The sequence below is a fragment of the Roseateles sp. GW821-FHT09G09 genome (assembly GCF_059415965.1).
This window is the reverse complement of record NZ_JBWKOG010000001.1, coordinates 989144-1002981: the sequence shown is the minus strand read 5'-3', so window position 1 is coordinate 1002981 and position 13838 is coordinate 989144. Positions and strand designations below refer to the sequence as shown.

Genomic DNA, 13838 nt, shown 5'->3' with positions numbered 1-13838 from the left:
CGCGCGTACGATCGCGCGCATGAACGACGAGACCCATCGCGCGATCACGACCGTCTGGCGGCAGGAGTCCGCCAAGATCATCGGCGCCCTGTCGCGGCTGACGCGCGACGTGCCGCTGGCGGAGGAGCTGGCGCAGGATGCGCTGGTCGCCGCGCTGGAGACCTGGCCCCGGCAGGGACTGCCGGACAAGCCCGCCGCCTGGCTGATGACCACGGCCAAGCATCGCGCGCTGGACCGTCTGCGTCACGTGAAGCTGAGCGGCGACAAGCTCGAACAGCTCGGCCATGAGCTGGACGCGCGCGAGGCGATGATCGTGCCGGACTTCGTCGACAGCCTGGACGACGACCGCGCGGCGCGCGAGATCGGCGACGACGTGCTGCGATTGATGTTCTGCGCCTGCCACCCGGTGCTGAGCCTGGAAGCGCGCGTGGCGCTGACGCTGAAGATGGTGGCCGGCCTGACGACGGGCGAGATCGCCCGCGCGTATCTGCAGTCGGAGCCGACGGTGGCGCAGCGGCTGGTCCGCGCGAAGCGCACCTTGGGCGAGGCGCACGTCCCGTTCGAGCTGCCGCGCGGCGAGGCCCTGACCGAGCGGCTGGCCGCCGTGCTGGAAGTGCTCTACCTGATCTTCAACGAGGGCTATGCGGCCACCAGCGGCGAGCGCTGGATCCGGCAGGACCTGTGCGACGAGGCGCTGCGGCTGGCGCGCATGCTGGTGAAGCTGGCGCCGCGCGAGGGCGAGGTGCTGGGCCTGCTGGCGCTGATGGAGCTGCAGTCCTCACGCGCGGCGGCGCGGGTGGATGCGCAGGGGCAGCCGGTGCTGCTGCTGGAGCAGGACCGCTCGGCGTGGGATGCGGCGGCGATCGAACGCGGCCTGACGGCGCTGGAAGAGGCGGATCGCCTGGCCGCCGAACTGGAAGACGGCCAAGGCCTGGGGCCCTACGCGCTGCAGGCGGCCATCGCCGCCTGCCACGCGCGGGCGCGTCGCGCCGAGGACACCGAATGGCCGCGCATCGCCGCGCTCTACGAGGCGCTCGCGGTGCGGCAGCCGTCGCCAGTGGTGGAACTGAATCGCGCCGTCGCGCTGGCGATGGCCTTCGGACCCGCGGTCGGTCTGGAGATCGTCGACCGCCTGCGGGAAGAGCCCTCGCTGAAGCAGTACCACTGGCTGCCGAGCGTGCGCGCGGACCTGCTGTCCAAGCTCGGCCGCAACGCCGAGGCGAAAGAGGAATTCGAACGCGCCGCCGCGATGACGGGCAATGAGCGGGAGCGGGAGCTGTTGCTCAAGCGGGCAAGGGAGCAAGGGCACTGAGGCCCCTGCGGGTCAGCACACTTCAACACCGGCGAGTTCCGCAGCGGCGCGCAGCCCCCTGTCCGCCGTGGCGAGCGCTGCGTTCTTCTCGATCGCGAGTGCCATCCCAGCGCCACGTTCGAGTCAACGACAACGGTCTTCATCGCGGGTTTCCCGAGTCCACGCCACGACATCGCCGCCTCCCCGCGGCTCCTCCAAGAGTTGACGATGCTTCGAGTAGATCTCCAGCATGCGTTCGGGTGCGTCGTATCGGAGGAACCCCTTGCCTGCCCCGGGCGGCGGAGGCGTGAAGCGCCCCTCCTCACGAAGGCGGATCAGTCAGTTGATGGCCTCGAGCTGACGCCGGGCCGTGATGGAGTACGGCCCCGGAATCACATCGAAGGCATTCGACACTCGATCCAGGGTGGGCGAAGTGGGTAGGGGCAGTGGCGGCGTGTCGTGGGCCGCGGCGTCCGTCAGCAGAGTCATGAAGTCTCCTAACGGCAAATTGCAGGAGAGACGTTCATTCTTGGCTCAGTTCAGAGGGGGTCGACTTCGACCCCCAGCCCGCATTCGGCGAATCGCCACGCAGCGCCACGCAGGTTCTTGCGTATCTGATCGAAACGCTCGAGGGGGGCTCCTTGACCGGAGAGGCCCGGCCACCGACTCTGCCGTCCTGCAGCCTCTATTCGAGTGTCGCGAGCAAGTCGCGTGCTGCTTCCAATGCTTCGATGAAGTCATTCAGCGCGAAGCGGAACCGCTCATCCTCCGGGGAGAAACGGGTCGGGATCTCCACCTCCTGACGGTCATTCCCATTGTCATGATTCAACTGTGCGACCGGCACGCCGCGGTACCGGACCTCCACGGTCATTCCTTCGTAGTCCAGATCGCTGAACTTCGCGATCTCGAAGCCGGATGGCAGAGCGTGCGCCATTTGGTTTCTCAGTTACGCGTCCACTCGTCCGAGGCGCATGCGCGCAGCTTCGCGGACCAGCGGGGATGGATCTTCCGCCAAGCGATCGAGAAGATGCGGCGGAGCCTTCTTGTTGTACGCGATCCGCTGCCGTACGACTTCGTCCACGTCCGAGGCGAGCAATTGGAAGAGGGCCGGGCTGAGTTTGCGCTTGTCAGCCACCGCAGCCCGCACGGACGCGCTCGCGTCGCTCGCCAGAACGTCGAGCACTTCCAGCGGCACAGTCCTGTTCAGGGCCACCCATTCCCGCATGTCCGGAAAGCGCGCGATGACCTCCATCCAAACGGAGAGCGACGCCTCACCCTCCGCCGCCCGGAGATACTCTTCGCGAAGCTCGCTGGTCCTCAAGCGGACAAATTCATCGGCTGAGTTGATCATCAGAAACCGCTTTTGACATTGGGGCCTTGATCAGAAGGAAGGGCGCGGCGCTCAATCCGGCGAATCGCCCTCGCCTTCGCTCTCGTCGGTGAGCCACGTCCCCGCCATCGCGGCGCTCTTGCGCTCGCGTTTGGCGGCGTACATCGCGGCGTCGCTGCGCGCCATCAGCGTCTCCAGCGTGTCGCCCTCCTGGCGTTGCGCGGCGCCGATGCTGATGCTCACCTGCAGGCCCTCGGACACCGTGCTCCAGTCGTGCTTGCGCACCGCCTCGTCGAGCCGCCGGCAGGCCTGCTGCGCGATCTCTTCCGTCGCGCCGCGCAGCAGCAGCACGAACTCGTCGCCGGCCAGGCGCGCGGCGACGTCGTGCTCCCGCACGTGCTGCCGCATCAGGCGCGCGATCTGGCTCAGCACCTGGTCGCCGACCAGGTGCGAGTGCCGGTCGTTGACCTGCTTGAAATGGTCGACGTCGATCAGCGCCAGGCTCACCACACCGCCACCCGCGAGCTGCGCCCGCGCGTGATCCTCGAAGCTGCGGCGATTCGCGAGCTCCGTCAGCGGATCCTCCATCGACAGCTTCTCCAGCCGCAACGCTTCGTCCGCGAGTTGCGCACGGTCGCGCTCGCTGCGGCGCGCGTCGAGCTGCCATTGCACCGTCGCCTCGCGGCTCGCGAGGCTGGCGATGCGCACGCGGGCCTCGCGCTCACGCAGGGCGCGCATCCGTTGCAGCGCGCGTTGCGGCTGCCCTTGCTGTTCCTCGATCTGGCTGGCGATCAACTCGCCGAGCTGCGCCAGCGGCTCGTGTTGCACGGCGTCCGCCGCCGTCACCGTCTGCGCCGCCGCGCGCCGCGCCTGCGGCCACAGTCGACGCGCCCAGGCGAGTTCCGCCTGCACCCAGCCCGCCAGCGCGACGAGCCAGTGGCGTTCCTGCTCCGGCAACTGCGCCAGCGTCTGCTGCAGCTCCGGCTGCGCGTAGGCCGTGGCGCCCTTCCAGATCTGCGCCATCGTCTGCATCAGCGTCCACCAGCACTGCGTCTCGGCATCACCCTCGGACAACAGATGCCGCGCGTTGATCAGGTGGCCCTCCAGCGGCCCCAGCGGCGGCAACTGGCCGCGCTGCTCGCGCTCGCCCGCGTAGGCAAGGAGTGACCCCAGCGCCAGCCACAGGCAGGCGATCAGGGGGCTGAGCCGGGGCTTGCACGCGTTGGCCGCATCGGCGGCCTGACGCAGCACTTCGGCGGCCTTGTCGAAATTGCGCGCCCACACGTGGCAGGCGCCGAGGTCCTGCAGTGCCACCACCAGCGCCGCGCCGTCGCCGCGCGATTGCGCCAGGCGCAGGCCGAGCAGCGCCGCCTCGATCGCTTCCTCGTGGTGACCGGCCGTCGACGCGCTGTGCGCGAGCACCGACAGCGCGCCGGCCTCGCCGATCGCATCGCCCTGCTGCCGGAACAGCCGCGCCGCCAGCTCGCTCCGCTCCCGTGCGTCACCGGGCCGGTGCAGCACGCGGTCGCAACGCGCCAGGTGCAGCAGCGCCTGCGCGCGCTGCGCGTCGTCCCCCTCCTCCAGCGCCAGCAGCAGCCACTCTTCGCCGGGCGCCTGCGCGGCGACGGCGTCGCCGGCCTGCAGCGCGGCGCGGGCTTGCTGGGAGAGGGCGGAGTGCGGGTCCAAGAGGGGATCGGAACGCAAGGTGATCGGCGGTTCAGGCCGTCGGGGCCGGAGAGGCAGAGGATAGCGGCAACAGGCGCGGCGCCATCAGGTCCGACAGCCATTGCATGAAGGCCTGGACGCGCCGCGGGAGTTGCCGGCGGTGCGCATAGAGCAGGTGGACCGGCATCGGCGCGGGCCGGAACTGCGGGAGCACCTCGACCAGGCGACCGTCCAGCACCTCCGTCTCGAAGCCGTGGCGCGGCACCTGCGTGATGCCCAGTCCCGCGAGACAAGCTGCCGTGTACGAGCCGGAGTCGCTCACCGTGAGCGCCCCCGCCATGGGCTCGAAGCGCGTCGCGCCGGACGCGTCGCACCACTCGAAACCGGGACAGCGTTGACCGAGCGTCGTGGCGTACTGGACGAGCCGATGGTGCGCGAGGTCCTCCAGCGACAGCGGCGTCCCGAACGTCGCGAGGTACCCGGCGCTCGCCAGGTTGGCCATCTCCATCCCGCCCAGCGGCCGCGCGACGAGGCTCGAGTCGCTCAGCGGTCCCACGCGCAGCACGCAGTCGAAGCCCTCGCGCACGAGGTCCACGCGCCGGTCCGTGCTGCTGAGTTCCAACTCCAATCCGGGATGCGCCGCGAGGAACTCCGGCAGGCGCGGCACGACGATGTCATGCGCCACCCGCATCGGCATGTCGACCCGCAGCCGGCCGCGCAGCCCGCTGGCCGCCGGCTGGAACATCGTCTGCATGTCGTCCAGGTCGGCCAGCAGATCCTTGCAGCGCTCGTAGCAGGCCTGGCCGTCCTGCGTCAGCTGCACGCGTCGCGTCGTGCGGTGGAAGAGCCGCGTCCCCAGGCTGGCCTCCAGCCGCTGGACGGCCGTCGACGCACTCGCCTTCGGCAGGCCGAGGCTCTGCGCCGCCTGCGTGAAGCTGGCCAGTTCCGCCACGCGGACGAAGACCTGGAGCGTGTCGATGGACGCGGGCGGCGCGACCGGCGCCGAGGACGGCCCGGAGGCCGGCGCGGGCATCGAGGTCGAGGTCGAGGTCGAGGTCGAGGTCGGTGAGGAAAGGACGTTGGCGTCGCTCATTTGTTCACCCTGGACGAACGGTCAAATCAGACTTAGCTGGTTTATACGTCATCCGTCGATCAATAAAGTTCCTGCATCCGATTCACCCATCCCCACAGGAGCTCACCATGACGACGTCAACCTCTCCCAAGATCGCGCTGATCACCGGCGGCAGCCGCGGCCTGGGCCGCAATGCAGCCATCCATCTCGCCCGCCGCGGCATCGACAGCATCGTCACCTACCGCAGCCAGGAGGGCGAGGCGCAGGCCGTGGTCGAAGAGATCCGCGCGCTCGGCGGCCGCGCGGCGCCGCTGCAGCTGGACGTCGGCGACAGCGGCGCCTTCCCCGCTTTCGCCGAGGCGCTGAAGCAGACGCTGAAGCAGCACTGGCAGCGCGATCGTTTCGACCACCTGGTCAACAACGCCGGCATGGGCGTCCATACCCCGATCGCCGACACGACCGAAGCCCAGTTCGACGACCTGATGCGCGTGCACCTGAAGGGCCCGTTCTTCCTGACGCAGACGCTGCTGCCGCTGATCAACGACGGCGGCAGCGTGCTGAACGTGTCGAGCGGCCTGGCGCGTTTCACGATCCCCGGCTACGGCGCGTACGCGGTGATGAAGGGCGGCGTCGAGGTGATGACCCGCTACATGGCCAAGGAGTTCGGCGCGCGCGGCATCCGCGTGAACACCCTGGCCCCCGGCGCGATCGAGACCGACTTCGGCGGCGGCGCGGTGCGCGACAGCAAGGAAGTGAACGGTTTCATCGCCTCGGTGACGGCGCTCGGCCGCGCCGGCCTGCCAAACGACATCGGCCCGGTCGTCGCCTCGCTGCTGTCCGACGACAGCGGCTGGATCAACGCGCAGCGCGTGGAGGCCTCGGGCGGGATGTTCGTCTGATGCCGTGAGCGGAGGCGGCGGCGATGCCGCTCCTCCGCCGCGGATCATCCAGCGCGTGCATAGGTCGCCTGCGGCTCACGCGCGCGCTGGACCACTTCGCCCAGGCAGTCGGGATAACGGCGCTGCAGGTGCTTCAGTCCTGCCTGCCGGCTGGCCTTGTAGTCCAGGGTTTCCTGGAGGAACTGGAGGCGGGCACGGTTCTCGTCGATCAGCTGCGCCCAGGTCACGACGTGGACGGAGTAGTTGAACGGGCTGCGCAGGTGCAGTTCCTCCTGCAGCTTCGCGAGATTCCGCGAGCCTTCCTGGATGTCCCGACCCACCAGCCAGAACGACCACTTGACCTTCACCGACAGGAAACGCTCGTCGCCCGTGACGTCCAGCGCATAGCCGGAGATCTGGTTGATCTCCTTGCGCCCGATCGCGATGTGCGGCGCCTTCAATTCCACCACGAGGTGCTCCAGCGTCGACGGCTGGTGCCGCCTCGTCGCGCGGGAGAACATGAGGTCGATGATCGAGCGCTTCTCGCCCGGCATCGGGAGCGGCTCATCGATCGCGACGTCCGTTCCCAGCAGCTCGCGGTGCTTACGCAGCACCTCCGTCAACGACCGGTTGTCGACCGACAGCGCGAACTCGTCACCGAACAGCCAGGGATTGCGGGACACGATGGGGTGCAGTTCCCCGCGCTCCCTGACATGCGGCTGGATCGTTTCATCGAAGAGCAGGGTCTCCAATCCGTCCAGCAGTTGAAGTCGCTGAGTGACGACGTGGGACTCCCGGATCACCGACGACAGCGAGACGTCCTTGAGCAGCTCGGCCAGCATCTGGCGCTCTTCGATCGGCAGATTCAGCACCTCGGTCAGCAGGACCTGAAGTTCTTCCGGGCCGCATTCGACGGCCTGCCTCAGCACACGGAACTGCAGCGCGATCGCCGCCGGCGCCAAGGTCCGGAACACCGGATGGAAGCGGGACAGATGCCAGGCCGCCTGATCGAAGAGCTGGCGTTCCAGCAACTCGACGGAGGTCTCGGGATCGCGGGAGAACGGATAGAGGCCTTGCGCCTGCCAAGCCTCCACCGGCGGGCGATCCGGCTCGCGATGGGAATCAGTGGTCATCACTGCACCTCGACTGCTTGAAGCCCGATGGGGCGATGCAGTCACTCTATGCAAGCGAGGCGCGGACGACACCTGCCCATTCGCGGTCGAGAGGCCCGTGATTCCGACTGGTTCAAGTAGGCGGGCTACGGATTCACATCACGTCGCCCGTCTTTCCTTCCTCAGTGCCCCCCGCCCAGATACGCCGCCTTCACCGCCGGATCCGTGCGCAGCTTTTCCGCGGGACCGTGCAGCGAGATGCGACCGTTCTCCAGCACGTAGCCGTAGTCGGCCACCGCCAGCGCCGCCGCGGCGAACTGCTCCACCAGCAGCATGGTCACGCCTTCGGACTTCAGCCGCGCGATGATGCGGAACACCTCGTCGACGAGGATGGGCGCCAGGCCCATCGACGGTTCGTCCAGCAGCACGACTTCCGGATTCAGCATCGTCGCCCGCGCCATCGCGAGCATCTGCTGCTCGCCGCCGGACAGCGTGCCGGCGAGCTGCTGGCGCCGCTCCTTCAGGCGCGGGAACAGCTCCATCGCCTTCTCCAGGTCGGCCTCCACGTCGCCCTTGGGCCGCGCGCCGGTGTAGCGCGGGAAGGCGCCCAGGCGCAGGTTGTCGGTGACGCTCATCGTCGCGAAGACGCGCCGACCTTCCGGCGAATGCGCCAGCCCCAGCCGGGCGATGTGGTACGACTCCAGCCCGTCGATGCGCTTGCCGTTGAGCGTGATCTGCCCCGAGCTCGGCGCGATCATCCCCGACACCGCGCGCATCGTCGTCGTCTTGCCGGCCCCGTTCGAGCCGATCAGCGTCACCACCTTGCCCTTGGGCACTTCCACCGAGATGCCGTGCAGCACCTCGACCTTGCCGTAGCCGGCATGCAGTTGATCGATCTTCAGCATCTCAGTCCGTTCCGCTTCCCGTTCAGCTTTCCGCCCGGCTGCGCGCTCATGCCGCCTGGCCGCCCAGGTAGGCCTCGATCACCTTGGGATCGGCCTGCACCTGCGCCGGCTTGCCCTCCGCGATCTTCTGGCCGAAGTCGAGCACCGACACCACGTCGCAGATGCCCATCACCACGTCCATGTGGTGCTCGATCAGGATCACCGTGATGCCGTGGTCGCGGATCTTGCCGATGATGCGCATCAGCTCCTTGATGTCGGGCGCGGTCAGCCCCGCCGCCGGCTCGTCCAGCAGCAGCAGCCGCGGATCCAGCGCCAGCGCCCGGGCGATCTCCAGCAGGCGCTGCTTGCCGTACGGCAGGTTGCGCGCCTCCTCGAACGCCAGGTCCGCCAGGCCGACGAATTCCAGCAGGCTCAAGGCCCGGGCCCGCGCCTTCGCGTCCTCCTCGGTGTAGCGCGACGCATGCAGCGCCACCTGCACCAGGTTGCTGCCGAAGCTGTGATGCAGCGCCACCATCACGTTGTGCAGCGCGCTCATCTCGCCGAACAGCTGCACGTTCTGGAAGGTCCGCGCGATGCCCGACAGCGCGATGTCCGCGGAGGTCCGCCCGACCAGCGAGCGGTCGAGGAACTTCAGCTCGCCCGCCGTCGGCACGTAGATGCCGGTGAGCACGTTCATCATCGTGCTCTTGCCCGAGCCGTTCGGCCCGATCAGGCCGTGGATGGTGCCGCGCCGCACCTGCAGGTCGACGTTGTTCAGCGCCTTCAGGCCGCCGAACTGCATCAGCACGCCGCGCGCGTCGATGAGGATCCCGTCGTCGTTGCCGCCCGCCACCGCGCCCGCGGCGCGGGAGATCGCGTCGGACGGCTTCTCCGCGACCGGACCGCCCTCGCCCACCGGCTTGGCCTTGATGTGCAGCGCGCTGCGCACGAAGCCGACGATCCCGTCCTGCAGGTAGTACACGACGAACAGCGTGATCAGGCCGAAGATCGACAGGCGCCAGTCCGTCATCGACTGCAGCACGAAGGACAGCCCCGCCAGCGCGATGCTGCCGACCACCGGGATCGCCGCCTGCTTGAGGTCGACCTTGCCGCGGCGGTAGGCCACCACGGTGACGGCGGTCACGACGATCGCGAAGATCACCGACACGTAGCGGAACAGCTCCAGGTCGTCCAGCAGCTTGGGCAGCACCACGACGATCGCCGCGCCCAGCAGCGCGCCGGTGCGGGTCTTGCGGCCGCCCATGATGATGGCCAGCAGGAAGAAGACCGTCAGCTCGAAGTTGTAGGTGTTGGGCGAGATGTACTGCTCGGAGTAGGCGTACAGCGCGCCGGCCAGGCCGGCCAGGCCGGCGCTGATCACGAACGCGTAGACCTTGTAGCGGTAGACCGAGACGCCCATGCAGTCCGACGCCACCGGACTGCCGCGCAGCGCCTCGAACGCGCGGCCCAGGTGCGAGCGCAGCACGCGGTGCACGAACACCAGCGACGCGATCAGCATCGCCACGACGAGCCAGTAGTACTCGTCCTCCGTCATCGTGTGGCCCATCAGCTGGGGCTTGGTGAGCGTGATGCCCATCGGCCCGTTCGTCAGGAAGTCCATCTCGTTGATGAGGATCTGGATGATGGTGCCGAAGGCCAGCGTCACCATCGCCAGGTAAGGCCCGGTGACGCGCAGCGCGGGCAGCGCCAGCAGCGCGCCGAAGCCCGCCGTCACCGCGATCGCCGCCGGCAGCGTCACGTAGATCGGCAGCCCGAACTTCATGACCAGCACGCCGGCCGTGTAGGCGCCGACGCCGAACAGCCCCGCATGGCCGAGCGACACCTGCCCGGTGTAGCCCACGACGATGTCCAGCCCGAACAGCACGATCGCGTAGATCAGGATCGTCTCGACCAGGTGGATGTAATACGGATTGCCGGATACCAGCGGGAAGGCGAGCAGCGCGACCAGCGCGATCGCGCCGGCCACCAGTTTCTTCGGATTGATCTTTGCAGTGGCACGCATGAGGCTCAGACCTTCTTGATCGCGGTCTTGCCGAACAGGCCGGCCGGCTTGAACGCCAGCACGATCAGCAGCAGCACGAGGCCCGGCACGTCCTTGTAGCCGGTGGACAGGTAGAAGCCGGTGGTCGTCTCGGCGATGCCCAGGATGATCCCGCCGACGATGATGCCCATGCCCGAGGTCAGCCCGCCGATGATGGCCACGGCGAAGGCCTTCAGGCCGAGCACCGCGCCCATGGTGGCGCCGGTCAGCGTCAGCGGCGCGATCAGCACGCCGGCGAAGGCCGCCGTCAGCGACGACAGCGCGTACGAGAAGGTGATCACCAGCCCCGTGTTGATGCCCATCAGCTTGGCGGCGTCGCGGTCGTTGAAGGTCGCGACCACGGCGCGGCCGTAGATCGAGCGCCGGTTGAAGAGCTCCACCGCCAGCATCATCGCCAGCGCGCCGCCCACGACCAGGATCTCCATCGGCAGCACGTTGGCGCCGAGGAACTGGATCGGCGCCTCCGGCAGCGGCGAGGGGAACTTCAGGTCGTCGCGGCCCCAGACGTTCTCGGCCACGTTCTTGAAGATGATGCCCAGCGCGATGGTGGACATGATCCAGCCGAACTCCGACTTGATCTTGATGGCGGGCCGCACGCCGATGCGCTCGACGAAGGCGCCCTGCAGCGCGCCGAACAGGCACACGATCGGGATCATGAGCCAGTAGTTGACGCCGTGGCCGACGAGGGTCAGCCCGACCAGCGCGCCGAGCATCAGCGCGTCGCCCTGGCCGAAGTTGAGGGTGTCGGAAGTCGAGAAGGTCAGCTGGTAGCCGAAGGCGATGACCGCGTAGATCATGCCGAGCGCGATGCCGCTGAACACCAGTTGGGTCAGGATCTGCATACGGAGTCCGGAACTGCTGGGAAGTCGGAGGAGCCGTCGCGACGAAGGCTCCCGGAAGAACGGCCGCGCGCCCACCGGCGCCGCGGCCGTCCGGGGATCACTTCTTCTGCGGCATCGCGCCCTTGGCGTTGACGTCCTTGACCTTGACCTCGGAGGCCGCCTTGAAGTCGGCCTCGTAGGCGTAGACCACGCGCTGGCCCTTCACTTCGCCGAACACCGGGATGTTGGCGGTGATGGCCTCGTGGTCGGTCTTCGTGAACGGCTTGTTGTAGGTCGTCACGACGCCTTCGACGGGGGTCTTCAGGTCTTCCAGCGCGGCCTTGACCTTGGGACCGTCGGTGCCGCCGGCCTGCTTGATCGCGGCGGCCAGCAGGTAGATCGAGTCGTAGCCCTGCGCGGCCGACACCGGCGAGTCGATGCGGCTGTTCTTCGGATTGAACGTCTTCAGGTAGTTGACGATGAAGGCCTGGCGCTTGGGCGTGGTCGGCTCCTGGATGAAGGTCTGCGGCATGCGCGCGCCTTCGCCGCCGGGGCCGGCGTTGTCGATGTAGTTGGCCATCGACAGCGTCCAGCTGCCGACCATCGGCACCTTCCAGCCGAGCTTGGTCATGCCGTTGGCGATCTGCGCGAGCTCGGGGCCGATGCCGTAGGTCAGGATGGCCTCGGCGCCGGCCTCCTTGGCCTTGAGCAGCTGGGCCGTCATGTCGACGTCCTTGATGTTGAACTTCTCGACGGCCACCGGCTTGATGCCCTTGAGCTCCAGCGCCTTCTCCAGGTCGGCGCGGCCGAGCTGGCCGTAGTTGGTCGAGTCGGCCAGGATGGCGACCTTCTTGAAGCCGCGGCGGGTGACGGCCTCCTCGACGATCATCGGCGCCTGGATGCTGTCGTGGGCGGCGTTGCGGAAGACGTAGTTGTCCGGCGCGTCCTTGAACTGCTGGGTGATGACGGAGCCGGTGGCCACGTTGTTCATCACCGGGATCTTGGCGTCCTGGTAGAAGCGCTGCGCGGCCAGGGCGACACCGGTGTTGATGAAGCCGACGGTGGCGGCGACCTTCTCGCGGTTGATCAGCTCCTGGGCGATCTGGACGCCGCGTTCGTTCTTGGCCTCGTCGTCGCGTTCGACGAGCTGGATCTGGCGACCCAGGACCCCGCCGTTCTTGTTGATTTCCTGGGCCGCCAATCGCACACCGTCGCGCATGCTGACGCCCATCGACGACGAGCCGCCGGTGAAGGGGCCCGAGACGCCGATCTTGATGGGGTCGGCCGCGAGGGCGGCGAAGCTGGCGGCGGCCAGTGCGGTAGCGGTGATCCAACGCGCGCTGAACTTCATGTTTGTCTCCGAATGGTCTTTGTGCATGAGGGGTCGGAATGCCAACCCTGGAGCGCGGCTCAACAGCAGCCCGACGCCCGGCGTCAGCCTTCTCGGCGCATGGTGCATCAAGCGTGTCGAATTGCACGCATGCCACTACTTACTCGGAAACCCCGATCGGGGTGTTCAGCGTCGTGTCAGCTAGGTGGACGTGTCGACGCGGCGCGCCATCGCGGTGCATGGTCGAGCGTCGCCACGCTCAGGCGAGGAAGGCTGCCGCATGCCTGTCCGGGGGGCGCCGACCCGAGATGATGGACTCGGCCAGATGGTCGCTGACCGCGTCGGCGTCGAAGCCTTCCGCGCGCATGGCGTCGGGCACGCGGCTCGCGCGCACGACCGACTTGGCATACGCGCGGAGGAAGGTCCGTTCGATGACCCGGGCGCTGCCGAGCTCATAGAACGCCACCATGCCGCGGAGGTATTCGGCCTTGTCGACGTCCACGTAGGAGAGCGGCAGCATCCCCGACTCGAGCAAGGGCAGATTGGCGGCGATGCGCGCGGTCCGCTTGTTGCCGTTGGCGAAGGACTGGATGTAGGCCACGCGGGTCAGCAGGTAGAACGCCGCCTGCACGGGGTGCAAGGTGCGGGCGACGGCCATCACCTGCCCGAGCAGCGAGGTCGCGTGACCCGTCCCCGGACGGAAGGGCGGCAGGTAGGCCGACTGACGCAGCCGGATGTCCTGGAACTCGCGGGGCCTGCCGCGCTGCTCGACCGGCAGGAAGTGATCGGAGTCGCAGACCTCCGCCAGGCCGTGGTCGTCGGTCAGCAGCGCATGCATCTTGCAGACGTTGTCGACGCTCCACTCGCGGTGCGACCAGAGGTGCTCGGCGACCCGCTGGTGGTTGAGCGCGAGCACCGCCTCGTCCATCGGCTTGGCCGGGTTGCGTTCTCCGCATTCGAGCAGCGTGGCCGTGTCGAGGACCGAGTAGCTGCTGCCCTCCAGCAAGGACGACGCCCAGGTGAAGTCGACGAGGAACTCGGCGAGGAACGCACGGTCCAGCGGACGGGCCAGTGCCTGGATGAAGGCACACCGACCGGCCCGCATCGGAGACAGTCCGGGCTCGGGATCGAGGAATTCATCGCGGAAGGGCGCGGCCGGACGCGCGTCCGCGGGCAGCGCGAAGTGGCGGTCCTCTTCCGGGAATCGAGGGACGGTGGGCGCGGATCGGGCAAGGGCGGCATCGTTCTGCATGGGGCGTCTCGGGAATCCTGAGAGCCCGCATTCTTCGGATTCGCGCCCGGCGGGAAATGACCTGAAGTTGCCGACCGCACCGGCCTCGACACGGGCGCCTGCCCGGAGCTGTCATGCCGTCCTTCGCCGTTGCGCGACTCA

13 protein-coding genes are annotated in these 13838 nt (G+C 68.2%); 2 read left to right on the top strand and 11 right to left on the bottom strand.

The genetic code is table 11. From position 1 onward, the window contains the following. Nucleotides 1-19: 19 nt before the first annotated feature. The gene (locus tag AC07O8_RS04345) at nucleotides 20-1312 is read left to right on the top strand and encodes an RNA polymerase sigma factor (RefSeq protein ID WP_495046853.1); all 1293 of its coding nucleotides are present in this window, start codon (nucleotides 20-22) and stop codon (nucleotides 1310-1312) included. 318 nt (nucleotides 1313-1630) lie between these two features. Here AC07O8_RS04345 and AC07O8_RS04340 read toward each other — a convergent pair whose 3' ends face one another. The 5 genes from AC07O8_RS04340 to AC07O8_RS04320 all read right to left on the bottom strand — a co-directional run bounded on the left by AC07O8_RS04340 (nucleotide 1631) and on the right by AC07O8_RS04320 (nucleotide 5319). After that, nucleotides 1631-1780: a hypothetical protein gene (locus AC07O8_RS04340; RefSeq protein WP_495046852.1), complete on the bottom strand. Its 150-nt coding sequence runs from the start codon at nucleotides 1778-1780 to the stop codon at nucleotides 1631-1633. A 196-nt stretch (nucleotides 1781-1976) separates the two neighbouring features. Continuing rightward, on the bottom strand, nucleotides 1977-2225 hold the full coding sequence (locus AC07O8_RS04335) for a hypothetical protein (RefSeq protein ID WP_495046851.1): 249 nt from the start codon (nucleotides 2223-2225) through the stop codon (nucleotides 1977-1979). Nucleotides 2226-2237: 12 nt separating this feature from the next. Beyond that, the gene (locus AC07O8_RS04330) at nucleotides 2238-2642 is read right to left on the bottom strand and encodes a hypothetical protein (RefSeq protein WP_495046850.1); all 405 of its coding nucleotides are present in this window, start codon (nucleotides 2640-2642) and stop codon (nucleotides 2238-2240) included. Nucleotides 2643-2693: 51 nt separating this feature from the next. Next, entirely contained in the window at nucleotides 2694-4307 is a 1614-nt protein-coding gene (locus AC07O8_RS04325; RefSeq protein WP_495046849.1) for a diguanylate cyclase, read from the bottom strand. A 31-nt stretch (nucleotides 4308-4338) separates the two neighbouring features. Continuing rightward, nucleotides 4339-5319: a LysR family transcriptional regulator gene (locus tag AC07O8_RS04320; protein WP_495046973.1), complete on the bottom strand. Its 981-nt coding sequence runs from the start codon at nucleotides 5317-5319 to the stop codon at nucleotides 4339-4341. A gap of 167 nt (nucleotides 5320-5486) precedes the next feature. On the opposite strand from AC07O8_RS04320, the gene AC07O8_RS04315 reads away from it, so the two are divergent. Then, the gene (locus AC07O8_RS04315) at nucleotides 5487-6257 is read left to right on the top strand and encodes an SDR family NAD(P)-dependent oxidoreductase (RefSeq protein WP_495046848.1); all 771 of its coding nucleotides are present in this window, start codon (nucleotides 5487-5489) and stop codon (nucleotides 6255-6257) included. A gap of 44 nt (nucleotides 6258-6301) precedes the next feature. Here AC07O8_RS04315 and AC07O8_RS04310 read toward each other — a convergent pair whose 3' ends face one another. The 6 genes from AC07O8_RS04310 to AC07O8_RS04285 form a co-directional block, all read right to left on the bottom strand. Continuing rightward, nucleotides 6302-7369, bottom strand: coding sequence for a histidine kinase (locus tag AC07O8_RS04310; protein ID WP_495046847.1), 1068 nt, complete (start codon nucleotides 7367-7369; stop codon nucleotides 6302-6304). A 161-nt stretch (nucleotides 7370-7530) separates the two neighbouring features. Further along, nucleotides 7531-8253: an ABC transporter ATP-binding protein gene (locus AC07O8_RS04305; protein WP_495046846.1), complete on the bottom strand. Its 723-nt coding sequence runs from the start codon at nucleotides 8251-8253 to the stop codon at nucleotides 7531-7533. 46 nt (nucleotides 8254-8299) lie between these two features. Next, the gene (locus AC07O8_RS04300; RefSeq protein ID WP_495046845.1) at nucleotides 8300-10255 is read right to left on the bottom strand and encodes a branched-chain amino acid ABC transporter ATP-binding protein/permease; all 1956 of its coding nucleotides are present in this window, start codon (nucleotides 10253-10255) and stop codon (nucleotides 8300-8302) included. Between the two features lie 5 nt (nucleotides 10256-10260). Further along, nucleotides 10261-11136 carry a branched-chain amino acid ABC transporter permease gene (locus tag AC07O8_RS04295; RefSeq protein ID WP_297523856.1) on the bottom strand — a complete coding sequence of 292 codons (876 nt, stop codon included), beginning with the start codon at nucleotides 11134-11136 and terminating at the stop codon, nucleotides 10261-10263. 97 nt (nucleotides 11137-11233) lie between these two features. Next, nucleotides 11234-12466 carry an ABC transporter substrate-binding protein gene (locus AC07O8_RS04290; protein WP_297523857.1) on the bottom strand — a complete coding sequence of 411 codons (1233 nt, stop codon included), beginning with the start codon at nucleotides 12464-12466 and terminating at the stop codon, nucleotides 11234-11236. Between the two features lie 238 nt (nucleotides 12467-12704). Then, nucleotides 12705-13697 carry a Fic family protein gene (locus AC07O8_RS04285; RefSeq protein WP_495046844.1) on the bottom strand — a complete coding sequence of 331 codons (993 nt, stop codon included), beginning with the start codon at nucleotides 13695-13697 and terminating at the stop codon, nucleotides 12705-12707. Between the last annotated feature and the right edge of the window lie 141 nt (nucleotides 13698-13838).